General features: G+C 69.5%; 25 protein-coding genes and 1 pseudogene. 14 read left to right on the top strand and 12 right to left on the bottom strand.

All coding sequences use genetic code 11. The features are described 5' to 3' along the window. Positions 1–137: 137 nt before the first annotated feature. Positions 138–1,226, top strand: coding sequence for a hypothetical protein (locus AC3RJ9_RS07700; RefSeq protein WP_135101161.1), 1,089 nt, complete (start codon positions 138–140; stop codon positions 1,224–1,226). Between the two features lie 53 nt (positions 1,227–1,279). Further along, positions 1,280–2,386 (top strand): 4-hydroxy-3-methylbut-2-enyl diphosphate reductase, encoded by a 1,107-nt coding sequence (locus AC3RJ9_RS07695; RefSeq protein WP_488763794.1) that lies wholly within the window; start codon positions 1,280–1,282, stop codon positions 2,384–2,386. A gap of 122 nt (positions 2,387–2,508) precedes the next feature. On the opposite strand, the gene AC3RJ9_RS07690 is transcribed toward AC3RJ9_RS07695, so the two are convergent. The 3 genes from AC3RJ9_RS07690 to AC3RJ9_RS07680 form a co-directional block, all read right to left on the bottom strand. Further along, entirely contained in the window at positions 2,509–4,209 is a 1,701-nt protein-coding gene (locus tag AC3RJ9_RS07690) for an SLC13 family permease (protein WP_041104351.1), read from the bottom strand. Between the two features lie 128 nt (positions 4,210–4,337). After that, on the bottom strand, positions 4,338–5,597 hold the full coding sequence (locus AC3RJ9_RS07685) for a DNA recombination protein RmuC (protein ID WP_041104349.1): 1,260 nt from the start codon (positions 5,595–5,597) through the stop codon (positions 4,338–4,340). Positions 5,598–5,662: 65 nt separating this feature from the next. After that, on the bottom strand, positions 5,663–6,100 hold the full coding sequence (locus AC3RJ9_RS07680; protein ID WP_051995311.1) for a hypothetical protein: 438 nt from the start codon (positions 6,098–6,100) through the stop codon (positions 5,663–5,665). 56 nt (positions 6,101–6,156) lie between these two features. Here AC3RJ9_RS07680 and AC3RJ9_RS07675 point away from each other — a divergent pair, with 56 nt between their 5' ends. Further along, positions 6,157–6,690, top strand: coding sequence for an O-acetyl-ADP-ribose deacetylase (locus AC3RJ9_RS07675; RefSeq protein WP_041104347.1), 534 nt, complete (start codon positions 6,157–6,159; stop codon positions 6,688–6,690). A 95-nt stretch (positions 6,691–6,785) separates the two neighbouring features. After that, positions 6,786–7,262 (top strand): Hsp20/alpha crystallin family protein, encoded by a 477-nt coding sequence (locus AC3RJ9_RS07670; RefSeq protein ID WP_248086567.1) that lies wholly within the window; start codon positions 6,786–6,788, stop codon positions 7,260–7,262. A gap of 99 nt (positions 7,263–7,361) precedes the next feature. Here the strand turns inward: AC3RJ9_RS07670 and AC3RJ9_RS07665 are convergent. Continuing rightward, positions 7,362–7,805, bottom strand: a pseudogene (locus tag AC3RJ9_RS07665) (GMC oxidoreductase); the annotation flags it as partial. Between the two features lie 386 nt (positions 7,806–8,191). Here AC3RJ9_RS07665 and ychF point away from each other — a divergent pair. Genes ychF through AC3RJ9_RS07645 form a run of 4 tightly spaced genes read left to right on the top strand, consistent with a single transcriptional unit; the run spans position 8,192 to position 11,542 of the window. Next, complete coding sequence (gene ychF / locus AC3RJ9_RS07660; RefSeq protein WP_141844199.1) at positions 8,192–9,295, top strand: redox-regulated ATPase YchF; 1,104 nt, start codon at positions 8,192–8,194, stop codon at positions 9,293–9,295. Continuing rightward, a complete protein-coding gene (locus AC3RJ9_RS07655) occupies positions 9,292–9,714 on the top strand; it encodes an AAA family ATPase (RefSeq protein WP_489727626.1) in 423 nt (140 codons plus the stop codon). The genes ychF and AC3RJ9_RS07655 overlap by 4 nt, the downstream gene beginning before the upstream one ends. A 20-nt stretch (positions 9,715–9,734) precedes the next feature. Then, positions 9,735–11,126 (top strand): ATP-dependent nuclease, encoded by a 1,392-nt coding sequence (locus tag AC3RJ9_RS07650; RefSeq protein ID WP_489727625.1) that lies wholly within the window; start codon positions 9,735–9,737, stop codon positions 11,124–11,126. Between the two features lie 20 nt (positions 11,127–11,146). Then, positions 11,147–11,542 carry a hypothetical protein gene (locus AC3RJ9_RS07645; protein WP_248086568.1) on the top strand — a complete coding sequence of 132 codons (396 nt, stop codon included), beginning with the start codon at positions 11,147–11,149 and terminating at the stop codon, positions 11,540–11,542. 386 nt (positions 11,543–11,928) lie between these two features. Here the strand turns inward: AC3RJ9_RS07645 and AC3RJ9_RS07640 are convergent, their stop codons facing one another. Further along, complete coding sequence (locus tag AC3RJ9_RS07640; RefSeq protein ID WP_489727624.1) at positions 11,929–12,093, bottom strand: recombinase family protein; 165 nt, start codon at positions 12,091–12,093, stop codon at positions 11,929–11,931. 386 nt (positions 12,094–12,479) lie between these two features. Between AC3RJ9_RS07640 and AC3RJ9_RS07635 the strand changes: the two genes are divergently transcribed. Then, the gene (locus AC3RJ9_RS07635) at positions 12,480–13,622 is read left to right on the top strand and encodes a CHAT domain-containing protein (RefSeq protein ID WP_141844278.1); all 1,143 of its coding nucleotides are present in this window, start codon (positions 12,480–12,482) and stop codon (positions 13,620–13,622) included. A 221-nt stretch (positions 13,623–13,843) separates the two neighbouring features. Here AC3RJ9_RS07635 and AC3RJ9_RS07630 read toward each other — a convergent pair whose 3' ends face one another. Continuing rightward, on the bottom strand, positions 13,844–13,993 hold the full coding sequence (locus AC3RJ9_RS07630) for a recombinase family protein (protein ID WP_181743517.1): 150 nt from the start codon (positions 13,991–13,993) through the stop codon (positions 13,844–13,846). A gap of 379 nt (positions 13,994–14,372) precedes the next feature. Here AC3RJ9_RS07630 and AC3RJ9_RS07625 point away from each other — a divergent pair, with 379 nt between their 5' ends. From AC3RJ9_RS07625 to AC3RJ9_RS07605, 5 genes are all read left to right on the top strand, one after another. Continuing rightward, positions 14,373–14,918, top strand: coding sequence for a hypothetical protein (locus AC3RJ9_RS07625; protein WP_141844277.1), 546 nt, complete (start codon positions 14,373–14,375; stop codon positions 14,916–14,918). Between the two features lie 297 nt (positions 14,919–15,215). Beyond that, positions 15,216–16,559, top strand: a complete 1,344-nt coding sequence (locus AC3RJ9_RS07620) for an IS256-like element ISMlu11 family transposase (protein WP_044658726.1) — start codon at positions 15,216–15,218, stop codon at positions 16,557–16,559. Between the two features lie 224 nt (positions 16,560–16,783). Next, entirely contained in the window at positions 16,784–17,044 is a 261-nt protein-coding gene (locus tag AC3RJ9_RS07615) for a type II toxin-antitoxin system Phd/YefM family antitoxin (RefSeq protein WP_141843594.1), read from the top strand. After that, entirely contained in the window at positions 17,045–17,299 is a 255-nt protein-coding gene (locus AC3RJ9_RS07610; RefSeq protein WP_141843596.1) for a Txe/YoeB family addiction module toxin, read from the top strand. Between the two features lies 1 nt (position 17,300). Next, positions 17,301–17,867, top strand: a complete 567-nt coding sequence (locus AC3RJ9_RS07605) for a mismatch-specific DNA-glycosylase (RefSeq protein ID WP_141843598.1) — start codon at positions 17,301–17,303, stop codon at positions 17,865–17,867. Positions 17,868–17,910: 43 nt separating this feature from the next. Here AC3RJ9_RS07605 and AC3RJ9_RS07600 read toward each other — a convergent pair whose 3' ends face one another. Genes AC3RJ9_RS07600 through AC3RJ9_RS07575 form a run of 6 tightly spaced genes read right to left on the bottom strand, consistent with a single transcriptional unit; the run spans position 17,911 to position 22,478 of the window. Beyond that, positions 17,911–18,693 (bottom strand): SCO1664 family protein, encoded by a 783-nt coding sequence (locus tag AC3RJ9_RS07600; RefSeq protein WP_141843600.1) that lies wholly within the window; start codon positions 18,691–18,693, stop codon positions 17,911–17,913. After that, positions 18,693–19,235, bottom strand: a complete 543-nt coding sequence (locus AC3RJ9_RS07595; protein WP_101967565.1) for a DUF3090 domain-containing protein — start codon at positions 19,233–19,235, stop codon at positions 18,693–18,695. Before AC3RJ9_RS07595 ends, AC3RJ9_RS07600 begins: the two co-directional genes overlap by 1 nt. Then, positions 19,232–19,957, bottom strand: a complete 726-nt coding sequence (locus AC3RJ9_RS07590) for a histidine phosphatase family protein (RefSeq protein ID WP_181743493.1) — start codon at positions 19,955–19,957, stop codon at positions 19,232–19,234. Before AC3RJ9_RS07590 ends, AC3RJ9_RS07595 begins: the two co-directional genes overlap by 4 nt. Positions 19,958–19,988: 31 nt before the next feature. Then, positions 19,989–20,378: a hypothetical protein gene (locus AC3RJ9_RS07585; protein ID WP_141843602.1), complete on the bottom strand. Its 390-nt coding sequence runs from the start codon at positions 20,376–20,378 to the stop codon at positions 19,989–19,991. Continuing rightward, positions 20,375–21,781 carry a Dyp-type peroxidase gene (locus tag AC3RJ9_RS07580; RefSeq protein ID WP_119217901.1) on the bottom strand — a complete coding sequence of 469 codons (1,407 nt, stop codon included), beginning with the start codon at positions 21,779–21,781 and terminating at the stop codon, positions 20,375–20,377. The genes AC3RJ9_RS07585 and AC3RJ9_RS07580 overlap by 4 nt, the downstream gene beginning before the upstream one ends. A 1-nt stretch (position 21,782) precedes the next feature. After that, complete coding sequence (locus AC3RJ9_RS07575; protein ID WP_044659971.1) at positions 21,783–22,478, bottom strand: hypothetical protein; 696 nt, start codon at positions 22,476–22,478, stop codon at positions 21,783–21,785. Positions 22,479–22,488 lie beyond the last annotated feature (10 nt).

The following is a 22,488-nucleotide window of genomic DNA, read 5'->3' as shown; positions in this document are numbered from 1 at the left end:
CGCCCTCGCCGGACGCGCAAGACGGTGCCCCGGTGTCCCCCCGGGGCCGCCGCCGACCCGGTCGGGTGCTCAGACCGGGGAACCTCCGGCCAGGATCGGTACGCTCGACGGGGTCGGAACGGAATGGAAAGGACCCCATGCGCACCACCCTCAGCCTCCTCGTCGCAGCCCTGGCGGGCCTGCTGGCGGTGCTCGCGACGGCCGGCGCCCTCGTCGACGAGGCGACGCACCGCCCGGAGCTGCTGCGCGGGGTGACGGAGCAGGTCGCCGTGGACCCCGAGGTCCGCGCCGCCGTGCCGGGGGTGATCGACGACGTCGTGCACGACGCCGTCCCCGAGCAGGTGCCGGGCCCGCTGGCCCAGACGGCCGAGGACCTGCTGCGCCCGCTGGCCCAGCGCGTGGCGGACGACCCGCAGGTGGTGCAGGGCTGGTCCGACACCGCCGACGAGGCCCGGCGCGCCTGGCTCGCCCAGCTCGAGGACCCGGAGGGCGCGGACGAGCCCGGCTCGGGCGCGGACGTGACCATCCCGTTCGGTCCCGTCGCGCAGTCCGGGATCACCGCCGCCCTGGGCGACATCGAACGTGACCTGCGCGAGGACCGGTTCGACCTGCCCGGGCAGGCGCTGCTGGAGACGATCATGGGCGCGGACGTCGGCGACTGGGCCGCGGACACCCTGCTGGCGCCCCTGTACGACCGCGCCGCGGAGCTGCGGGACAGCACCGCGCTGCGCATGGACGCGCGCATCGACGCCCTGGCCGGCACGGACCGGGCCACCGTGCACCGCTGGGTGGACGCCTCCACGCACTGGCGCTGGGCCGCCGCCGCCTCCGTGCTGGCGCTCGTGGGCGCCCTGCTGCTCGCCCCCCGACGACGGCGGGGCCTCGCCCTGGCCGTGGCGGGTGCGGTCGCCCTGGCCGGCGGGCTGATCGGCGGCGCCCGCCTGGGTCCGGACGCGGTCCACCTCACGGCGCCCGAGGGGGCCTCCCCCGGGGTGGCCGCGTTCGTCCAGCAGATGGAGGACGCCGCGCGCCCGGCGTTCGCGGCCGCCGTCGCCCCCTACCCCCAGACCCTGACCACCCTGGGCTGGATCGTGCTGGCCGCGGGCCTGCTGCTGGCCCTGGCGGAGCTGTGGGTCGCTCGGCGTGGGCGGGTCCGCGCGGCCCGGGCGGACGGTTCCCCCGTGGTGGGCCGCTCCCACACCGCGGCCGACGTCACGTCGCGCTGAGCCCGCGGCGAAGCCCGGGCCCGGTCGGCGTCCCGGCCGATAGCATGGAGGGCATGTCCGCTCCCTCCGTCTCCGCCCGTCCGTCCGCCGTCGGCCTCGGGATGCCGCAGGTCCCGCGCGTCCGTCGTCCCCGTGAGGAGGTCGAGGCGGCCGCGCCCGTGTCCGGCGAGAAGCGCGTGCTGCTGGCCGCCCCCCGTGGCTACTGCGCCGGCGTGGACCGCGCCGTCGTCGCCGTCGAGAAGGCCCTCGAGCACCACGGCGCCCCCGTGTACGTGCGCAAGGAGATCGTCCACAACCGGCACGTCGTGGACACCCTGACCGAGCGTGGCGTGGTGTTCGTCGACGAGCTGGACGAGGTGCCCGAGGGCGCCCTGACCGTGTTCTCCGCGCACGGCGTGTCCCCGGCCGTCGTCGAGGAGGCCGCCCAGCGCAACCTGCGCACCATCGACGCCACGTGCCCGCTCGTGACCAAGGTGCACCGCGAGGCCGTGCGCTTCGCGAAGCAGGACAAGCAGATCCTGCTGATCGGCCACGAGGGCCACGAGGAGGTCGAGGGCACGTTCGGCGAGGCGCCCGAGCACACCACGGTGATCAACGACGTCGCCGAGGCCCAGACCATCCAGGTGGAGGACCCGGACAACCTGATCTGGCTCTCCCAGACCACGCTCTCCGTGGACGAGACCCTCGAGATCGTCTCCGTGCTGCGCGAGCGGTTCCCGAACCTGCAGGACCCGCCCTCGGACGACATCTGCTACGCCACCTCCAACCGGCAGGCGGCCATCAAGTCGATCTCGCCGGAGTGCGACCTGGTGATCATCGTGGGCTCGGCGAACTCCTCGAACTCGGTGCGCCTCAAGGAGGTCGCCGCGGAGTACGGGGCCTCCCGCGCCGAGCGCGTGGACTTCGCCAACCAGGTGGACGAGTCCTGGTTCGAGGGCGTGGCCACCGTGGGCCTGTCCTCGGGCGCGTCCGTGCCCGAGGTGCTGGTCCAGGAGGTGCTCGCGCTGCTGGCCGAGTACGGCTACGGGCAGGTGGACGAGGTGGTGACCGCCGAGGAGGACATCATCTTCTCCCTGCCCAAGGAGGTGCGCGCCGAACTCAAGCGGGTGGGTGACGAGTCCCGCTCGCTCGGCGGACGCCGTCGCGACGCCGAGGCCTGACCGCGCCCCTCGTCTCCTCGCTGAGGCCCGCAGACTCGCCGTCACGACGCCGGCGAAGCGGCGCGTCTGCGGGCCTCGGCGTGCCGGGCCTCGGCGTTCCGGGCCGGCGGGTGGTCAGGGACTCAGAGCCCGAAGACCCAGACGAGCAGGGTCATCGACGCGATGGAGATCAGCACGGCGGCGATGATGTTCAGCCACACGCCGCCCTTCACCATCTGGCCGATGGACACGTAGCCGGAGCCGTACGCGATGGCGTTCGGCGGGGTGGCCACGGGCAACATGAACGCGCAGGTCGCGGCGAGGGCGACGGGTGCGGCCAGCATGAGCGGGGCGACGCCGGTGCCCAGGGCCACGCCGGAGGCGACGGGCAGGAACGTGGCCGCGGTGGCCGTGTTCGAGGTCATCTCGGTCAGCAGCAGGATGCCGACGGCGGCGATCACCACGAGCACCCACACGGGGATGTCGCCGAGGCCCTTGACCTGCTCACCGAGCCACGTGGACAGGCCCGACTTGGAGAACTGACCGGACAGGGCCAGGCCGCCGCCGAACAGCAGGAGCACGCCCCACGGCAGCTCCTTCGCGGCCTCCCAGTCGAGCAGGCGCACGCCGCGCCCGGCCCCGCCACCGGCCGGCAGGAGGAACAGGATGAGTCCGACGACCATGGCGATGGCCGCGTCCGAGAGCAGCGGGGACGTCAGGTCCAGGACGTACTCGGAGATCAGCGGCACGGTGATCCAGGCCAGCGCGGCGAGGACGAAGACGGCGAGGACCTTGGCCTCGGGGGCGCTCATGCGGCCGAGGCGGGCCAGCTCGGTGGCGATCAGGTCGCGGCCGCCGGGGACCTCGTCGATCTCCGGGCGGAACAGCACGCGGGTGAGCAGGAACCAGCACGCGAAGAGCAGGACGACGGCGATCGGCACGCCGACCAGCATCCACTGGCCGAAGCCGATCTCCACGCCGTGCTCGGCGGCCATGTGGCCCGCGAGCAGGGTGTTGGGCGGGGTGCCGATGATGGTGCCGAGCGAACCGATGGACGCGGCGTAGGCGATGCCGAGCATGAGCGCGGTGCCGAAGTTCGTCTTCGTGAGGGAGCGGATCTCGGCCTGCGTGGGGGCCTCGCCGGGCGCGGATGCGGGCGCGGCGGGGCGGTCGGCCTGGCCCGCTGCCTCGTCCGCGGTCAGGGCGCCGTCCGTGCCGTAGCGCTGGACGAGCACGAGGATGGACACGCCGATGGGGAGCATCATCACGGCAGTGGCGGTGTTGGACACCCACATGGAGATGAACCCGGTGGCGATCATGAAGCCCAGGACGAGGTTCACGGTCCTGGCGCCCATGAACTTCAGGACGCCGAGCGCGATGCGCCGGTGCAGGTTCCACCGCTGCATGGCCAGGGCGAGCATGAAACCGCCCATGAACAGGAAGATGATGTTGTTGCCGTAGCTCGCGCCGACGGCGTCGAAGGTGATGCCGCCGTCGGACTCCTCGGCGGGCACGCCGAGCGGGAAGACGACGAGCGGCAGCAGGGCGGTGGCGGGGATGGGCAGGGCCTCGGTCATCCACCACACGGCCATGAGCACGGCGGTGGCGGCGACGAGGCGGGGCCAGACGCCGAGGTCGCCCGGCATCAGCAGGAACAGGGCGACGGCGAGCAGGGGGCCGGCCACGAGGCCGATGATGCGCTTGACGTTCTCGCCGCCGGACAGCGGCTCGTCACGCATGCCCGGGGAGAGCTCGTGCTCGAACTCCTGGGCGGCCGCCCGGGGGTCGAAGCGGGAGACGTGCTCGTTGACGTTGCTCGGCGGGGGGAGTGGACGGGACTCCATGGGGCCTCCTCATCAGGTCAGGCCCTTGGCATGGCCTGGCAATTCTCTGTGAGTTTCACGGTAGCAAGTGGCCCGGGGCGCGGAAAGACGACGTCGGGGCCGCGACGGCCCACCCGCCCGGCCCCCGCTCACGCCTCCCGCGCCGACTCCGCCCGACGACGGCGCAGCTCGTCCTCCTCCACGCCCGCGACCAGTTCCGGGGCGGCCAGGGGCCGGGGCGCGGACTCGAGCGTGCGGATGTCCGGCGTGGGGGCCAGGCCCGGGTCGGCGTCGCGGAGGCGCCGGGCGGCGGGGAGCACGCGCGACTCGACGTTGCCGACGAGCTGGTTGTAGCGGTCGACGGCGGTCTTGAGGGAGCCGCCCATGCGGTCCAGGTGGGTGCCGAGCGTGCCGAGGCGCTCGTAGAGGTCCTTCGCGCTGGCCACCACGGTGTGGGCGTTCTCGGCCAGGGTGTCCTGCCGCCACGCGTAGGCCACGGACTTCAGGGCGGTCAGGAGGGAGACGGGGGCGACGAGCGCGACGTTCCGGGAGAACGCGTGGTCCAGCAGCCCGGGGTCTGCGTCCAGGGCCGCGGCCAGGAGCGACTCGGCGGGCAGGAAGCACAGGACCAGCTCGGGGGAGTGCTCGAGGCCGGCCCAGTAGGACTTCGCGGAGAGCTGGTCCACGTGGCGGCGCACGGCCGCGGCGTGCTGGGCGGCCAGCGCCTGGCGCCGCTCGTACGCCTCCTCGCCGGGCTCGTCCGCGAGGGCCTCGGCGGCCAGCGCGTCCCCGATGGGGGCCTTGGCGTCCACGGCCATGGCCTTGCCGCCGGGCAGGGACACCACGAGGTCCGGGCGGAGTCGCTCGCCGTCCTTGCCGGACAGCGTGGCCTGCTCCGTGAAGTCCACGTGGTGGAGCATGCCCGCCGCCTCGACGACCCGCCGCAGCTGCGCCTCGCCCCAGTGGCCCCGCGCGGAGGTGGACTTGAGGGTGGCCATGAGCGACGTGGTCTGGTTCAGCAGGTCACGGTCCGTGGCCGCGGCGGCGCGGAGCTGCTCCCCGAGCCGGCCGAACTGGGACGCCCGGTCCCGTTCCAGCACGCTCACCTGCTCCTGGAGCGCCGCCAGCCGCTGGCCCAGCGGCGCGAGCGTGGACATCACCTGGGACTCCGCGCGTTGGCGTTCGGCGTCCTCGGCGCGCGCGGCCGTGAGCGCGCGCTGCTCCGCCCGGGCGGCCGCGAGCTCTTCTCGTGCCCCCTGGTGCTCGGTGCGCAGCGCGGCCAGCTCGGCCTGGGCCCGGCGGGCCTCCTCACCGCCGCCGGCCGCCCGGCGCCACATGAGCCACGCGCCCACCAGGGCGCCCAGCACGAGTCCGAGGATGAGGGCGAGCAGCAGGCTGAGGATCTCCATGCCCCCACCCTCGCAGGCCGCAGGGACACGTTAGGCGGCGGCGCGCCGTCGTCGTGGTGGGCGGCTCAGCCGAAGAGCGGGTTGGGGCCGTTGGCCACGACCTGCGGGTCGCCGTCGACGCGGGCGGCGATGCCCGCCGCGGCGACGCCGGGCAGATACGGGAAGACCATGCGGGTCGAGGCCAGGGCGGCGGCGTCGAAGGCCTCCACCGCGACGGCCGGGCGGGGCCCGTCGGCCGTCTCGATCTCGCCGTCGAACACGGCCACCGCCCGCGTGGGGCGCGGGCTGATCTTCGCGACCGTGGCGGCCGCCTGCTCGGGCTCGAGGTCCGGGTGCTCCCACATGCCGCGCTGGCCGTCGGCGGCGACGGCGAGGATCGTGGGGGCGAACACGGACTGCCGGCCGAGCGTGTCGAACACGTGCTCCACCGCGAGGCTGATCAGCGGCAGCAGCTCGCCGCCGGGAGGCGTGGGGGTCGGTCCGGTGGGCGTCGGGGTGCTCATGGGGCCGAGGCTACCGGCCCTGTCCGACGGCGCCCACCCGCGCCTAGCGTGAACCCATGCAGCTCACCCTCGCTCCCGGGGACATCACGGCCACGCACGCGGACGCCGTCGTCAACGCCGCCAACTCCACCCTGCTCGGCGGCGGAGGAGTGGACGGCGCCATCCACCGGCGCGGCGGCCCCGAGATCCTGGCCGAGTGCCGCCGCCTGCGCGAGACCGACCTGCCGGAGGGGCTGCCCGCCGGGCAGGCCGTGGCGACGACGGCGGGGCGCCTGCCCGCGTGCTGGGTCATCCACACGGTGGGCCCGGTGTGGGCCAAGACGATCGACAAGTCCGACACCCTTGCCTCGTGCTACCGCGAGTCCCTGAAGGTGGCGGCCGGGCTCGGCGCCCGGACGGTCGCGTTCCCGGCGATCTCCGCGGGGATCTACGGCTGGCCCATGGAGGACGCGGCGCGGATCGCCGTCGAGACCTGCCACGCGATGGCGGACGAGGTGGGCGACACCGTGGACGAGGTGCTGTTCGTGCCCTACGGCGAGACGGCGGAGGCCGCGTTCCGGACCGCCCTGGACAGGGTTGAGCGGGGCTGACTCAACTCCGTGGAATACCCCGTGGGGGGACGGCGTTGCACAGGATAGTCGCCGCTCAACCGGAGCGGCCCGCCCTGCATGAGGAGTGATCGACCATGGCTCGTCCCATTGATCCGTTCCGCGAGATGGAGCGCCTGATGACCGGCTTCGCCCGCACCTCCGGCGCCGCCTCCATGCCCATGAACCTCTACCGCGAGGGCGACGTGTTCGTCGCCGAGGTGGAGCTGCCGGGCGTGGACCCGAGCTCGATCGACGTGGACGTCGAGGAGCGCACGCTCACCGTCCGCGCCGAGCGCAAGGAGGCCCCCGCCGGGGAGGACCGTCGCTGGCTCACCAAGGAGCGTCCGGCCGGCACCTTCGCCCGCCAGCTCAACCTCGGCCAGGGCCTGGCCCTGGACAAGATCGAGGCCGACTACAGCGACGGCGTGCTGCTGCTGACCATCCCGGTGGCCGAGCAGGCCAAGCCGCGCAAGATCCAGGTCAAGCACACCGGCTCCGCCGCCCAGGTGGAGGGCGAGGCCGTAGAGGGTGAGGCCGTGGAGGGCTCCGCCGCCGAGACCTCCGGCGAGTGATCGCCCTCTGACGGAGCCGCGCGTGACCGGCGCGCGGCCCGCCCCCGAACGCAGTTGCGGCGGGTCCCCACCGGGGGGCCCGCCGCATCTGCGTGGTGGTCAGGCGCGGTCGGCCAGGATCAGTTGTGCCGCCTTCTCGCCGATCATGAAGCACGTGATGTTGGGGTTCACGGTCACGTGCTCGGGCATCACGGAGGCGTCGGCCACGCGCAGACCCGTCACGCCCTTGACGCGCAGGCGGGCGTCCAGGGGGCTCATGGCGTCGTCGTCGGCGCCCATGCGCACCGAGCCCACCGGGTGGTACACGGTGTTGTGGGTGCGGCGCACGTAGTCGGCGATCTCCTCATCGGTCTGCACGTCCACGCCCGGGGCCAGCTCGCGCCCCGCCCACGCCGCCATGGCCGGCTGGGAGACGATCTCCCGGGCCAGCCGGATGCCGGCCACCGCGACGGCCATGTCATGGCCCTCCGGGTCGGTGAAGTAGCGCGGGTCCACGGCCGGCTTGTCCCGGTAGTCGTTGGAGCGCAGGCGCACGGTGCCGCGGGGACTTGGCGTGGGGTGGACCCGGTGGCCCTGCGGTCTCGGCTGTCGTCCTCTGGTCGGCAGACACAGGTGTGCTTCCTCTCGTCGGGGTCTGGGCGGCCCGCCCACCCTACGGATCGGTCATCTGGGCGGGGATGCGTGCTGGGTGGTGCGGGTCTCTGGGTTCCGTGGGCGCGTGGGGGCGGGGGGCTGGGCCTCTGGGTTCCGTGGGCAGGAGAGCGAAGGTTTCTGCCCCCGGGAGGGAAAACCCTGCCGGTTCTGCCCCCGAAACAGGGGAGAGCGCGCTTCCTGCCCACGGAGCGGGCGGGGATGCTGGTTCTGCCCACGGAGCGGGGCCGGTGCGGGACGCCTCCGCCGCGGCGGGCCCGCCGGTAGACTGCCGGACTGTGGCTTTGACAATCGGATTCGTGGGACTGCCCAACGTGGGCAAGTCGACCCTGTTCAACGCGCTGACGCGCCAGACCGTGCTCGCGGCGAACTACCCGTTCGCGACGATCGAGCCGAACGTGGGCGTGGTGAACCTGCCGGATGAGCGCCTGCCGCAGCTGGCTGAGATCTTCGGCTCCGAGCGCATCCTGCCGGCCACGGTGTCCTTCGTGGACATCGCCGGCATCGTGAAGGGCGCCTCCGAGGGGGAGGGCCTAGGCAACCAGTTCCTGGCGAACATCCGTGAGGCCCACGCGATCGCCCAGGTGGTGCGCGCGTTCGACGACGGCGACGTCGTCCACGTGGACGGCAAGGTGGACCCGGCCTCGGACATGGAGACCATCAACACCGAGCTGATCATCGCGGACATGCAGACCGTGGAGAAGGCGATCCCGCGCGTCGAGAAGGAGGTCAAGGGCAAGAAGAAGGAGCCCGCCGACCTCGAGGCGCTCCAGGCCGCGCTCGCGGTGCTGGAGCGGGGCGAGACGATCTTCGCCGCGAAGGACAAGGACAAGCTGGACATGGACCGGCTGCGGGAGCTGAGCCTGCTCACCGCCAAGCCGTTCATCTACGTGTTCAACTCGGACGAAGGTGTGCTGGGGGACGAGGCCAAGCAGCAGGAGCTGCGCGATCTGGTGGCCCCCGCCGACGCCGTGTTCCTGGACGCCAAGCTCGAGTCCGACCTCGTGGAGCTCTCCGAGGAGGAGGCCGCCGAGATGCTGGAGATGGCCGGGCAGGACGAGTCCGGGCTGGACCAGCTGGCCCGCGTCGGCTTCTCCACCCTGGGCCTTCAGACCTACCTGACGGCGGGGCCGAAGGAGACGCGAGCGTGGACCATCCCGGTCGGCGCGACCGCACCGGAGGCCGCCGGCGTGATCCACACCGACTTCCAGCGCGGCTTCATCAAGGCCGAGATCGTCTCCTTCGACGACCTCGTGGCCGCCGGCTCCATGGCCGACGCCAAGGCCGCCGGCAAGGTGCGCATGGAGGGCAAGGACTACGTGATGAAGGACGGCGACGTGGTGGAGTTCCGTAGCGGATTAACGTCTGGAGGTAAGAAATGAGCATCGACCCTCCGTCCCCTGGGGCGTCGACCGACGCAGAGCTTGAAGGCGACGGGGTGGGGCTTATGAGCGGTGGTCCCGAGGTGCTCGGGCAGCGACGATCTCCTCTTATTATCAACAGTGTCCGTATTCGAAATTTTAAGCGAATTGCGGACACTCGAATCGAGTTGGGGCCCATCACGTATTTGGTCGGAGGGAACAACTCTGGCAAGAGCAGCGTTCTGCAGGCCATCCATACCGCAGTCAGCTGTGCGCAGGCCTCGGTGGAGTTGGGCCAGCAGGTCATTGCCGAGGCTAGTTTACGGTATTCTCCCGTCGCTGAGTTTCCCTTCTTGGTCATGGGGCCCAGTACTCCAATCGCGGAGATGGCCTTCGGGGGTCGGTCTTGTTTGAGGGGGTGCCTGCTGATAGCGACTTAGCGTCAGAATTTCGGATCGAGATGTACAAGGCTCGGAATCACAATAATGTTGGCGTCGACCGTTCCGGTACTTCTCCAGGTTTTGGTCAAGTGATTAGCGACCCCAAGAAATTATTTAGCGTCTACGTTCCTGGCCTTGCGGGTGTGCCACATCGTGAGGAAATGAGCGGTTATGCTGCCGTCTTCCGCAAGGCCGCAAGTGGTGACGCCAACCTTGTCTTTCGCAATATTATTCGCCTGCTCTCGGAGCGGAATGAGCTGAGAGATCTAGAGACCCTTTTGGAGTCAGTACTGAAGACTCCGGTATCTTTCCTGGTTCGCTATGACCCAGATCGGGATCTTTACGTGGACGTTCGACTTGCGACGGGGGAGTCAACTACGGCTAAGGACCATCTCCCCGTGGACCTATGGGGAACGGGAATCTTGCAGATCACTCAGATTTTCGCCTACGTGCTCCTGTTCAAGCCGGCGCTTCTTCTGGTGGATGAGCCGGACAGCCATCTCCATCCGTCGCGCCAAAAGGCGCTCGGTGTTGCGCTAGAGAAGATTGCGACGGTTAAGAAGTGCAAAGTTATTGTCAGTACACACAGCCGTCATTTGATCACGGGCGCGTCTGATGCTGTCAAAGTCGTATGGATGAAGGATGGAGACGTCGAAACCGATGATCGACGGGATCTGACCGCGCTTTTGATGGACCTTGGTGCACTTGACCAGCTCGATCTGCGAAGTCAGGTGATCATCTGTACTGAGGACGAGGATCCTTGGGCGCTTCGACTTGCATTGCGCGAGTCGGGCTTTCATGATGAGAAAGTCAAGATTGCGTCATTCAATGGGCTTGGGAACAAGTATACAGCGGAGGCCTTCCGTGAGATGTCTGACATGATGGTCAGTTCTCCGCGCGTTATCGTTCATCGCGATCGGGACTTTCTTACCGATGACGAACTGGAAGAATGGTCACGGGTGTTTATCGAGCGAGGAATTGAGGTCTTTTGTCCGAAAATGTGCGATACGGAAGCATATCATGCCACGGTCGAACACATAGCTAAGGTCACTAATCTAGACGTGGAAACCGCTACCCAAGTTCGTTCTGATGTCGTTGCCGAATGGCTGCCTCAGCTTAGGGCGAAGCATCGCGAGAAGCGTAGAGCGATCAACAGGGTCCACCTGGATGGCGGCACCCCTCGCACCGATGAATTGTGGCCCGAGAGCGCGGGCCCAACCGATGACGTACTTTATGGCAAACTGCTGCTTACTCAGGTGGAGAAGCGCCTGAAGGAGCTCCGATATCTTGACAAGACGGAGTCCCTTCAAGATGAGGCCAGCGCGTCGCTTTCGCGCGAGTTGAAGGCGTTTTTGGATAGCGACGATGGTGTGGAGTTCAGTAGCGAATTTACCTCGGGTGCCGAGAAGTGACAGGTTGGCTGGCTGTTTCCTTGCCCCTTCTCTCCGCGGCCTTCGGCGCCATCGTCGGCGGTCTTCTTGTGCACCGGCTGACGCTCCAGCGCGAAGCCCTGGGTGCCAGGCGTACTCAGCGTGTGGACTTCCTGCTGAGCGCTTACCGGCGTCTCATCCGGGCGTCTAACCGAGAGCGTCTGACCAGAGAGCATCGGGACGACTTGGAAGCGGCCTTCTCAGACATCATGCTGCTGGGCGGCAAGGAAGAGATCGATGCGGCTTCGAAGTTCATGGTCCAGTTTGAGGAGACCACGGAAGGCTCGCTAGGACCCGTGATTTTCGCTCTGCGCAAGAGCCTCCGAAACGAAATTGGGCTGAATGACGTCCCGATGCCGCGCCCTTACAATTTGCGGCTCCACCTGAATGACGACTGAGGCCGCAGGTCTACCCGGCCACGCCTTGTGCCCGCCGCCCGGGGCGCCGACTTTCAGGCCACTCCTGACGGGGTGGCATAGGGCCCTGGCCGCTTCATCGCGCCGCTCATAAGGCTGCGACTCACCCCCGCTTCGCGGGCCACTCGCGAGAGCGGAACGCCTGCGGCCACCCGCTGGGGGGCCTCCTCCACCTGATCGAAGAGAGGCTGCGGCTTGGGCCTCGATAGACACCTTTGCCTCCGTCTGGGCGATGCCATCGGCCTGCCACTCCCGAATCAGCGAGCGCTCGAACTCCGCGACCGCTCCCAGTACGCCGAGAGGGAAGCGGCTCATGGAGGACGCGGAGCCCAGCTCGAAGGTCTGCCCCTCTTTGAGAAAGCGGACGGTCACCCCCCCCGGCCAGTTAAGCCGTCTACCAGCGCCAACAGGTCGGGGACTGACCGTGCGAGCCGATCCATCAAGGCAACCGCGACCTCGTCCCCCTCCCGCACGTGCGCGAGTAGGGCGTCCAGACAGGGGCGGTTGGTGCTGCCACCCGATCGGTGGCACACGCGATGCCCACACCGAGGTGCTCGGCGCTTGCGAGGATCGCTCCCGCCGCGGTCTCTGCGCGTCCCCCCCCCCCCCCCCCCCCCCCCGGAGCGCAGTTCGCGCCAGGGTCTTCCAGCCCCCGGTTCCTTCGGTCAACCACGCCTCCAGGACGCGGGAGGGCGTGCCTGAGTTCCCGGCCAGGGCGCGCGCGATGCGGAGGTCTCGCAGTCGGTCCAGTTCTCCAGCCATCGCCTCCAGCGCCACCGCCGGGGTGGCTGGGTGGCGAGCGACTGCTTCGCGTACACCCTGATCCTCATACGCGGTTAGCGCATCCAGCGTCCTGGGGGGGGGCTGCGGAGGATTGGCGGCTCCACCTGACATACTCCGAACATGGAAGGGAGAAGGCATGTCACGGACTGACCACCTCAGGAAAGAAATCACGAGTCTGGAAACAAAGGTTTCCCGGCTCCAGAAAGACCAGACGAAGGCGCAGAAAACCGTGGACGACGCGGCAGCGGCGGCCCGCAAGAAGAGAGACGAAGCCGGACGCACCAGGAGCGACTCGACCCGTCGCATGGCACTGTCCACCGCCGAGCGCAAGGAGAAGGAGGCGACCACCGCAAGCGCCAAGGTGGCGGATCTGTCTCGCAAGATCGCGGACGCGAACAAGTCGATTGCCTCTAAGCGTACTTCGCTTCGTAGTGCCGAGGAAACCGAGCAACGAGAACGCGATCGTGCAGAAGATCGTCGGCGTCAGAAGGAGCGGAGTGAGCAGCGCGCTCGGGACCGCGAGGATGATCGCCGTCGACAGAAGGAGAAGGACCACGCTCGCGAGGTCGCGCGTCTGAGTAGCTCCACCAATCAGATTCGCTACGTGGAGGTGCAGCCTCCGAAACCGGAGCCCCTCCGCGTGCTCTACCTCACCGCCAATCCTTACGCCATTGAGACGACCATCGAACTACCGGACGGCTCCGTCGAGACGCAGGGGGTGTGGCTTCGAGTCGACCAGGAGGTGCGGCAGGTCAAGCAGTCGCTCCGTGCCTCGAAGTGGCGTGATCTCGTAACCGTCGAGCACCTCCCCGCCGCTACCGGCATGGACCTGATCGACGGCCTGAACGACCACCGTCCGCACGTCGTCCACTTCTCTGGCCACGCCTCCGCATTGGGTCTCCTGCTGGAGGACGATGCGGGTTCGCAGGACGGGGCGGGGATCGAGTTTGCACTTCTTGCTCGCGTCCTGGGCGCGACGGACGAGCCGCCCAGGCTCGTCGTCCTCAATGCCTGCGAGAGTCTGGAAGGGGTCGAGGATCTGCTCCAGACGGTGCCCACGGTCATTGGCATGTCGGAGTCAATCACCGACTTGGCGGCGATCACGTTCGCGGCCAAGTTTTACGCCGCCATAGCCTCCGCACAGTCAGTCGGCATGGCGGTGGAGCAAGCGAGGGCCGCCATGCAGTTGGCCTCGCTGGAGGACTCCCATTTGCCAGAGGTCCGCACGCGTGACGATGTTGACGCCTCAACACTTGTGCTGGTGCAGGCGACTGGCTGAGGGTCCGATCTGGGAAAGGGCGGGACGCTCGACCGCTCCCAAACTCGGACATCCCGCCCCCAGCCTGCACCGTCGCGCCCGCAGCAAGCGTCTTCGGGGTTCCAGAAGCCTCGGCAGGCTCCAGCCAGCAGCTCCCAGCAGCCCTGCCCGGCGGCAACCACTCGGGTTCCCGGAGCCTGAAGACGACGCGGATGCCCTCGCCCGGCAGCCGACTGCTCGCCTTAGGTCGAGTAAGGCTTGACTGGCCAGCCGCGGCGCTCGGCCTCCGCGATGCAGTCTCCTCGCTGATCGTCGATGGCCAGGCCGTCCATCTCGCTGTTCTGGCTGACTCGCAAGGAGATGGCGGCGCGGACAGGAGGCGGAGTGCTCATGAGGCGAGTCTATTAGCGAAAGATTATTCGGCTACGGAAAGTAGTAGAGTTCCGGTTCAATGTGTGGATCGGATCCCGAATTTAATAGCTTCGTAGAACCAAAGGAACTCAAAAATATTGGAAACATCCCGCTTTTCCAAATACCCGGTCCGATAGATTTCATGGCGGATCATCCAGTGCTGATCGAGTCTTTCCGTCGTTTCCAAGTGTGTGGCAAGTTCATTCTCCAATTCGCAGAAGGCTCGGACATTATTGGCCGCCTGCAACCGTGGATCACACAGCAGCGCACCGTCTGCCGGTGTCGCGGTGCTCAGAATGATCTGGGCTCCCGCATAGAGTCCATCGGACTGGACCCGTCGATCTCCACGGAGGTGCACCGATGCTCACCGAATTCGCCCGCGACCATGCATTCACGATCGCGTGGTTCGGCGCCATGTCCTTCGTCTGGTTCGGATGGGGACAGGAGGACCCGCCGAGATCCGGCAGAGAGTGGCTGGGAGCGGGTTCCGCTGTCGGGCTCATCGTGGCCGGGATCTTCGGCTTCGCCGTCTTCACCCGCTGGAGCGACGGGTCAGCACTCGACGGTCAGTACGCCTGGTTCGGGGTCGTGGTCGGACTGGAGGTGCTGCTCGCGGCTGTCGGCTGCTTCGTCCTCGCGCGGCGGGGCCAGGGGCGCTGGATGGCGTGGTGGGTGGCAGTCGTGGTCGCGTTGCACTTCCTGCCATTGGCCGTCTTTCTCCGGGATCCGTCACTGGCGGGCCTGGGGGTCGTCCAAGCCATCGGCCTCGCTGTCCTGGTCGGCCGCCTGGGGAGAACGCAGGTACCGACAAGTCGGCACGTGGGGCCCTGGATGGGGGTGACCCTGCTCGTGTTCGCAGGGATCTCCATGGCGATCTTCCTGGCAACCATCGGGTCCCCCTGGTGAGGGGCGAGGTAAGACGCAGGTGCGAACAGCCCTGTTGATCTGGCGTCCATGCGTAGAGGTGCGCTCGGCTCATCGGGCGCGGTTCCTCGCGGCAATCACGCGTCCGGTCGGACTCACGCTGCCGTCTCTGTCGGGGCTGGCCACGCGCGACGGAAACGTACCGGCGAGCAGTGAGCTTTTCTGCGGCAGGGCCCGGCGCGCTCTTCGACCGCAACGCGGGTGACGGACTGCGCGCCGCACGGGCGTGTCAGATGGTCTGTGTAAGCCGTACCGAGAGGAACGGTAAGAATCATGACCATGATCGACGAGAAGAACCCAGGCGAGCCCTCGGGCCAGGACCTGGTCGAGCAGCTGAAAGCCTCAGGGCAGCTTGATGCCCTGTTCGCGCAGATCGACGCGGGCGGCGTCGAGCTCACCGGTGACGGCGGGTTCGTGCCCGCGCTGGTCAAGGCCGCGCTCGAGCGGGGCCTGCAGGCCGAGCTGACCAGCCATCTGGGCTACGAGAAGGGCTCGAGCGAGGCGCTGAAGCACGCCAACTCCCGCAACGGGACCACCCCGAAGACCGTGGAGTCCGAGGTCGGGCCGATCGAGCTGGACGTCCCGCGAGACCGGGGCGGGTCGTTCACCCCGCGCCTGGTGCCCAAGGGCCAGCGGCGCCTCGGGGGCCTGGATGACATGATCATCAGCCTCTATGCCGGCGGAATGACGATCCGGGACATCCAGCACCACCTGGCCTCCACGATCGGCACGGACTTGTCGCACGAGACGATCTCCAACATCACCGACGCCGTGAGCGAAGAGGTCCTGGCGTGGCAGTCGCGGCCGCTGGAGGAGTTCTATCCGGTGATCTATCTCGACGCAATCCGGATCAAGATCCGAGAGAACAGCCAGGTCCTCAACCGTGCCGCCTACATCGCCGTCGGCGTGGACCTCGAGGGCATCAAGCACGTGCTGGGGATCTGGGTCCAGGACACCGAGGGCTCGGCGTTCTGGGCCCACGTCTGCGCCGATCTCGCCAACCGGGGCGTGCAGGACGTGCTGATCGTGTGCTGCGACGGGCTCAAGGGCCTGCCGGAGGCGGTCGAGGCGACGTGGCCGGACTCGATGGTCCAGACCTGCGTGGTTCACCTGATCCGGGCCGCGATGCGGTTCGTGGCCTACCAGGACCGCAAGAAGGTCGCCGCCGCGCTGAAGCCGATCTACACCGCCCCCAACGAAGAGACCGCGAGGAAGGCGCTGGCCGAGTTCGAGGCCTCCGAGCTCGGCACGAAGTACCCGTCTGCAGCCGCGACCTGGGCGAACTCCTGGGAGCGGTTCATCCCGTTCCTGCAGTTCCCACCCATGCTCCGCAAGGTCATCTACACGACCAACAGCATCGAGTCGCTGAACTTCCAGCTACGGAAGGTGACCAAGAACCGCGGCCACTTCCCCTCGACCGAGGCGGCGGTGAAGCTGCTCTGGCTGGCGATCTGCAACATCGAAGACAAACGCGCCGCCGAACGCGCTCGGGACCGGGGCAAACCCGCCGGCCAGCGCAAAGCCCAGGGCCGGCTCGTCGAAGGTCAGGCCGTCACGAACTGGAAGCAGGCCCTCGCCCAGCTCGCCGCGGCCTACCCCGACCGGATCAACCCCTACCTGTGACCACCCCGCTTACACAGACAAGTTGACACGCCCCGCCGCACCCCGCCATGCAACACCAGGTGGGGACGCCGTGGCCGGGCCCCCGGCGTCGCCGTCGTCTCCGTCGTCGCCGCGCCCACGGACCACGAGGGCAAGAAGTTCTGCATCCGGCAGGGTGCCTCCTGAGTTCCACCTCACCGACTGGTACCATAAGCAGGTGCCACATCGCGCCCGAGGAGGCCCGCATGTCCATCAGTGCCAGTGAAGCCCGCAAGACCCTGTTCCCGCTCATCGAGCGAGTGAATGCGGACCGCGACGCCGTGGAGATCGTCTCCCGCAGGGGCAACGCCGTCCTCATGCCCGCGGACGAGTACGCCGCCTGGCAGGAGACCGCCTACCTGTTCCGCTCCCCGGCCAACGCCCGCCGGCTGCTGGACGCTTACGAGCGCGCCCGTGCAGGGAGCGTTGAGGAGCACGCACTGGACCGCCTGGACGGGGACGCCTGAGTGCGCCTCGTGTGGGACCGCTCCGCCTGGGAGGACTACATGCACTGGCAGACCACGGACCGCAAGGGCCTCACACGGATCAACACCCTCGTCGACGCCGCCCTGCGTGATCCCTTCGAGGGGATCGGCAAGCCCGGGCAGCTGAAGTACGGCGCGGCCGGGGCATGGTCCCGGCGCATCACGGAGGAGCACAGGCTCGTCTACCTCGTCGACGGCGAGGACCTGATCGTCCTCCAGGTGAGGTATCACTACTGACATGCGCTTCACCCAGGCCGAGCTCCAGCAGTTCCGCGACCGCACCGTCCCCGACCTGCTGCCGGACCCGCTGCGGCTGCTGTTCATCGGCATCAACCCCGGCCTGTGGACCGCCGCCACCGGTGCGCACTTCGCCCGCCGCGGCAACCGCTTCTACCCGGCCCTGCACCGCGCCGGGCTCACCCGGCACCTGATCGACGCCTCCGACGGCTACAAGGCCGAGGACCTCGCCGAGCTGCATGCCCGCGGCATCGGGATCTCCAACCTCGTCCCGCGTGCCTCCGCCCGCGCCGACGAGCTCACCGCGGAGGAGCTCGCCGCCGCCCCCGCCCGCCTGGACGCGCTCGTGGCAGCGCACGCGCCGGCTGTCGTCGCCGTGTTGGGGGTGACGGCCTACCGGCAGGCGTTCGGACGTCCGAAGGCCGCGCTGGGGGAGCAGCAGACGCCGTGGCCGGGCACGCGGCTGTTCGTGGCGCCGAACCCCAGCGGGCTCAACGCTCACGCCACCCTGGACTCGCTCGCCGCGGACTACCGCGCGGCCGGTGCCGCGGCGGGGCTCGTGGACTGAGTGCACCCGCCGTCCCTGCGGCCGCGCTGACGCCTCAGGCCCGTCAGAAGAGCGGCCAGGGCACGGCCGGCGTCAGCCCGCTCGGGGCAGGGAAGATCCCGTCGTCGAGCAACCGGGCACAGCGTTCGGCAAGGGCGTCGACTTCCTCGGCACTGAGCAACCCCGCCAGCCCCCGCCCCAGCTCGCCAGCAAGTCCCTCGAGAACCCGGCCGACGCCGTCGCGCTCCTCCTCGCTCAGCACCTCGCCCAACCAGCCCCACAGCACGGTCCGCAGCTTGTCCGCCACATGGAAGGTGAGCCCGTGGTCCACGCCGTGGCGGTGCCCGCCGGGCATGGCGAGGATGTGGGCGCCCTTGCGGTCGGCGTTGTTGACGATCACGTCGAACACCGTCATGCGGCGCAGCGCCGCCGAGTCCTCATGGGCCAGGGCCAGCCGATTCCCGTCCTCGTCCTCGCCCTCCAGGATGGTGAGCCACCCCGCGGCCGGCACCTCGTCCGCCGGGAACAGGTCCACAGCATCCTGCTCAGGGTCCTGCTCCTGCCAGAGCTGCACCATGCCCTCGCCGAAGGGCCCGTCGCGCAGCCAGGTGCGCGGCACGATGTCCCAGCCCAGCGCCTCGGACACCAGGTGCGCGGCCACCTCGCGGCGGGCCAAGGTTCCGGCAGGGAAGTCCCATAGCGGGGCCTCGCCGGCCACCGGCTTGTAGACCACCGGGGTGTCACCGATCGCGCCGAGGAACGTGGCGTTGGACGCCGTCGTGATGCGGCCGGTGAGCGTCAGCTCCCCGGCCATCAGCTCGTCGGCGGGCACGTCCGCGGCGCGCATCAGGAGTCGGGGAGAGTGCAGTCGTGGCCGTCGGGGTCGATGGGCTGGCCGCAGTCCGAGCAGATCGGACGCCCGGCGTCCACGACCTCCCGGGTGCGCCGGGCGAACGCCCGGGCGGCGCCGACGGGCATGCGCACGCGCACGGCCTCGGCGTCCGCCTCGAGCGCCGGGTCGGCGTCGTCGTCGGAGAGGGGGTGCGCGTCGATGAGCACCTGCGCGGTGGTGGGGTCCCAGCCCAGGCCGATAGCCCCCACCCGGAACCACTCCTGCACCGGGTCCAGCGGATCGTTGTCCACGAGTTCCACGGGCGTGCTGGCCGGGACGCTGTGCGGGTTGCCCTCCAGCGCCATGAGATCGTCGAGGATCTCGTCGATCATCTCCGCCATCAGGGCCGACTGCTGCTTCTCCAGCGCCAGGCTCACCAGCCGGGGCCCGGTGCGCACCTGCAGGTAGAACGTGCGGGCTCCGGGACGCCCGAGCGTCCCGATCACGACCCGATCCGGCCAGTCGAACTCATGGGCGGGGGCAGGTGCATCAGTCATGCCACGATCCTAGGCGTCTGCTCGTCGACCGCGCCGGGGCCGGTGCCCGCGCCGCCGCCCACCGGGGCGTCGTCGGACGGGCGGAGGGTCGCCAGCCAGGACAGGTCCCCGGCGTCGGTGTTCATCGCCCAGACCCGCGGGCGGCTCGGACCGTAGCTCACGATGGAGACGGAGGCGGGCCCCACCTCGATCCGCTGGAACAGATCCAGGTGCGTGCCGAGCGCGTCGGCCAGGATCGACTTGATGACGTCCCCGTGGCTCACCGCCACCCACACCGCCCCGGACCCGTGTTCGGCCTCCACGGCGGCGTCGTGCCGGCGGATCGCCGCCACCGCGCGGGCCTGCATGCCCGCCATGGACTCCCCGCCGGGGAAGACGACGGCGGACGGCTGGGTCTGCACCGTCGCCCACAGGGGCTCGGTGGCCAGGTCGCTGAGCGCGCGCCCCTGCCAGTGGCCGTAGTCGCACTCGGTGAGGTCGTCGTCGACCAGCGAGGGCACCGTCCCCGGCTGGCGATCGAGGAGGGCGCGTGCCGTCTGCGCGCACCGCTCCAGGGGACTGGCCACCACCGCGGCCACGGGCACGGCCGCGATCCGGTCCCCGGTGCGGGCCGCCTGCTCCCGTCCGTGGTCGTCCAGGCTGACCCCGGGGGTGCGGCCCGCCAGCAGTCCGGTCGCGTTGGCCGTGGTGCGGCCGTGCCGCACGAGAAGTACCGTCGCCATCACTCCAGCCTACTGACGGGGTGGACGTGCCTCAGAGGGACGGATCACGGGGCAGGGGAGTCCACCGCAGGGTGAGGCCCCCGACGGCGGCCAGCGCCGCGTGGGCGTCGTCGGCGGCGTCCTCCAGCCCGTCCGCCACGTCTTCACCGGCCGAGGTGAGCAGCAGGACGGCGTGGTCGTCCGCGTCGGGCTGCTCGCCCGGGTCGGCGCGCCAGCCGCCCCTGCCCCGCACGCCGTCCTCGTCCCCGGGCAGGGAGCCCAGCCATGCGGCGGCCGCCCGGGCCGCCCCGGGGCCGACGACGTCCAGCCGCAGGGTCGCGGGGGAGCCGTCGTTGCCCGGCGGGGTGCCCCACAGCCAGTCGAGGTCCACCTGCCACGGCTGGGCGCCCGCGGGGCCGCCCGGGGACGGGGGCTGCATCACGCGTCGGCGTCCGACTGCTCGGAGGTCCAGCCCGCCTCACCGATCCACCGCAGGGCGCTGAGCGAGGGCATGAAGAGGTACTCGCCCCCGGCCATCCGGTTGAAGGTGGTGATGCCGTCGATGCGCTTGCGGGCCGGCTCGGCGGGGATGGTGAACCGTCCCTGCGTCGGGTCGTCCTCGTGCAGACCGACGATCGGATCCCGCTCGGAGCCGAGGTCGACGAAGTTGCCCCCGTTGATCCACTCCTGCTGCATGAACTCGATCGTGTCGAAGGCCCGGGCGCTGATGAAGATGAAGTAGATCCCGCGATCCTCCTTCGCGTCGTCGGCCGAGGTCACCTCCGGCGACCACCCGGGACCGTAGGTCGAGGAGCGCCGGATGATCCGCTTGATGTTCACGTCCGTCATGATCGACAGATCGCTGTCCCGCGGGTTGAGGCGACGCATGTGGCTGGAGTGCGGGCACATCAGGCCCTTCGGGTCGTCCTCGAAGGTGAAGTCGTTGCGCCGCTGCGGGTCGTTGCCCAGCTCCTCGTCGTCGTGGTCCGGGGAGAGCACGAGCGGGGCGCCGCTGCGCCAGCGGCCGAACATCTTCGCGGCGATCCGGTGCTGCTCCTCCGGGTCCGGGCTCTGCGAGGCCAGGTACTCGTTGAAGGCGCCCACCCGACTGGCGAACTTGCGCAGCACCACGTAGGTCCCGTTGCGGCCCAGCACATCCGGCTGCGGCACGGCCAGCGGGGAGCCGGTCTCGCTGTTCTCGCCCAGGATGAACTCGCCGGCGGAGATGGAGCGCTCCTGGCCCGGCTGGGGCCGCACCCCGCTGCCGGCCACCGTCGGCTGCGAGATGGAGTCCCGGAAACCGAAGGGGTTCTTGTTCAGCTCGTCGACCCCGAACCGGTGGGTGGCCACCAGGGTCACTCCGGTGGAGTGCTCCAGCACCTCCTCCGCCTGGTCCAGGGCCGCGTCCAGGGCGTCGGCGTCGGCCGCGTAGATCGTCAGCGCGATGTGGCAGGCGTCCTGGGTGAACGCCTCGTCCCAGTGCTCCGGGGCGTTCGGCCCGGTGTCCATGAGCTGCTGAGCGCGGGCCGCCATCCCCTGCTGGTAGGGCAGCGGGAAGCTGGCCAGAGAGTCCTCGGGCAGCCCCAGGGCGCGCAGGCCGGCATAGCTGATCGCCACGCCGGTCCAGGACTGCAGGTCGTCGGCCCAGTCCTGCGCGGAGGTCACGTGCTCGGCCAGGCGACGGACGAAGTCCCGGCCGCCTTCGGCCTCCTCCACGGTCAGCATGGCGTGGGCGCCGACGTAGGGCTCAGGCCGCGACCGCAGCACCAGGCCCTGGATGTCGTCCAGGCGCAGCTCGACCCGCTCCCGATCGAAACGTTCCTTCAGGTCCTTGAGCACGCCCATCTCAGTAATCCACCGCCTCGGGGGTGGAGATCGTGTCGGTGAGCTGCTTCAGGGCGGCCGCAGTGTCCTCGTCCAGGTCGGTGCGCCCGGCCATCTGGTCCAGGAAGGTGTTCACCGCGTCCTCGGTGCGCTGCAGTCGGCGCGTGTCCACCACGGTGACCTGCGGGTTCGCCACGAACCACCCGGAGGCGGTGATCTGGTGGTCGGCGATGAAGTCCTTCACGGTCGGGCTGTCGATGCCCGGCCACCCCTCCACGTTCTGGAAGAGGAGGTCCATCAGCTCGGGGATCTTGGTGGCGAAGTCGTTGATGTACGCGTCCCAGTCGCCGTCGTAGGCCGTGGCGAAGAGGATGCGGGTGTTGTCGTCGAAGAAGACGAAGCGCATGTCGTGGAGCGTGGACACGCGCTGGGCGCCGTCCATGTTGCCGCGAGTCAGGTCGAAGATGCGCTGCAGCCGTTCGGCGCCGCCCGGCTTGAGGCGGGCGATCGCGGTCAGCTCCGAGACCTTGCCCGAGCGCATCCCCACGCGGCCGGCGGAGTCGGCGGTGCCGGACAGGTCCGGGTTGTGCTCACGGATCATCGCCTCGAGGGCGATCTTGGCCAGCGTGGGGGCGTCCTGGGCGACGTCCTCGACGGCGCGTTTGACGGCGTCGAGACGGCTCTCGTCCTGGAGCCGGGGGTCTGAGCGGTCAGTCATGAGGTCCTCC

The sequence above is a fragment of the Micrococcus sp. 63XJN7_6_ISO-PGPR-S23-444 genome, from assembly GCF_058072765.1.
This window is presented reverse-complemented; position numbering and strand designations above follow the sequence as displayed.

Bases quoted from the DNA above. Each gene is read 5' to 3' on its own strand.
- AC3RJ9_RS07655 (WP_489727626.1), top strand. From the start codon at position 9,292: ATGAGCATCGACCCTCCGTCCCCTGGGGCGTCGACCGACGCAGAGCTT.
- AC3RJ9_RS07590 (WP_181743493.1), bottom strand. From the start codon at position 19,957: ATGGCGACGGTACTTCTCGTGCGGCACGGCCGCACCACGGCCAACGCG.
- AC3RJ9_RS07595 (WP_101967565.1), bottom strand. From the start codon at position 19,235: ATGACTGATGCACCTGCCCCCGCCCATGAGTTCGACTGGCCGGATCGG.
- AC3RJ9_RS07650 (WP_489727625.1), top strand. From the start codon at position 9,735: ATGTACAAGGCTCGGAATCACAATAATGTTGGCGTCGACCGTTCCGGT.
- AC3RJ9_RS07625 (WP_141844277.1), top strand. From the start codon at position 14,373: ATGCTCACCGAATTCGCCCGCGACCATGCATTCACGATCGCGTGGTTC.
- AC3RJ9_RS07670 (WP_248086567.1), top strand. From the start codon at position 6,786: ATGGCTCGTCCCATTGATCCGTTCCGCGAGATGGAGCGCCTGATGACC.
- AC3RJ9_RS07675 (WP_041104347.1), top strand. From the start codon at position 6,157: ATGCAGCTCACCCTCGCTCCCGGGGACATCACGGCCACGCACGCGGAC.
- AC3RJ9_RS07580 (WP_119217901.1), bottom strand. From the start codon at position 21,781: ATGGGCGTGCTCAAGGACCTGAAGGAACGTTTCGATCGGGAGCGGGTC.
- AC3RJ9_RS07630 (WP_181743517.1), bottom strand. From the start codon at position 13,993: ATGAGCACTCCGCCTCCTGTCCGCGCCGCCATCTCCTTGCGAGTCAGC.
- AC3RJ9_RS07700 (WP_135101161.1), top strand. From the start codon at position 138: ATGCGCACCACCCTCAGCCTCCTCGTCGCAGCCCTGGCGGGCCTGCTG.
- AC3RJ9_RS07690 (WP_041104351.1), bottom strand. From the start codon at position 4,209: ATGGAGTCCCGTCCACTCCCCCCGCCGAGCAACGTCAACGAGCACGTC.
- AC3RJ9_RS07620 (WP_044658726.1), top strand. From the start codon at position 15,216: ATGATCGACGAGAAGAACCCAGGCGAGCCCTCGGGCCAGGACCTGGTC.
- AC3RJ9_RS07600 (WP_141843600.1), bottom strand. From the start codon at position 18,693: ATGCGCGCCGCGGACGTGCCCGCCGACGAGCTGATGGCCGGGGAGCTG.
- AC3RJ9_RS07635 (WP_141844278.1), top strand. From the start codon at position 12,480: ATGTCACGGACTGACCACCTCAGGAAAGAAATCACGAGTCTGGAAACA.
- AC3RJ9_RS07615 (WP_141843594.1), top strand. From the start codon at position 16,784: ATGTCCATCAGTGCCAGTGAAGCCCGCAAGACCCTGTTCCCGCTCATC.
- AC3RJ9_RS07575 (WP_044659971.1), bottom strand. From the start codon at position 22,478: ATGACTGACCGCTCAGACCCCCGGCTCCAGGACGAGAGCCGTCTCGAC.
- AC3RJ9_RS07695 (WP_488763794.1), top strand. From the start codon at position 1,280: ATGTCCGCTCCCTCCGTCTCCGCCCGTCCGTCCGCCGTCGGCCTCGGG.
- AC3RJ9_RS07680 (WP_051995311.1), bottom strand. From the start codon at position 6,100: ATGAGCACCCCGACGCCCACCGGACCGACCCCCACGCCTCCCGGCGGC.
- AC3RJ9_RS07605 (WP_141843598.1), top strand. From the start codon at position 17,301: ATGCGCTTCACCCAGGCCGAGCTCCAGCAGTTCCGCGACCGCACCGTC.
- AC3RJ9_RS07685 (WP_041104349.1), bottom strand. From the start codon at position 5,597: ATGGAGATCCTCAGCCTGCTGCTCGCCCTCATCCTCGGACTCGTGCTG.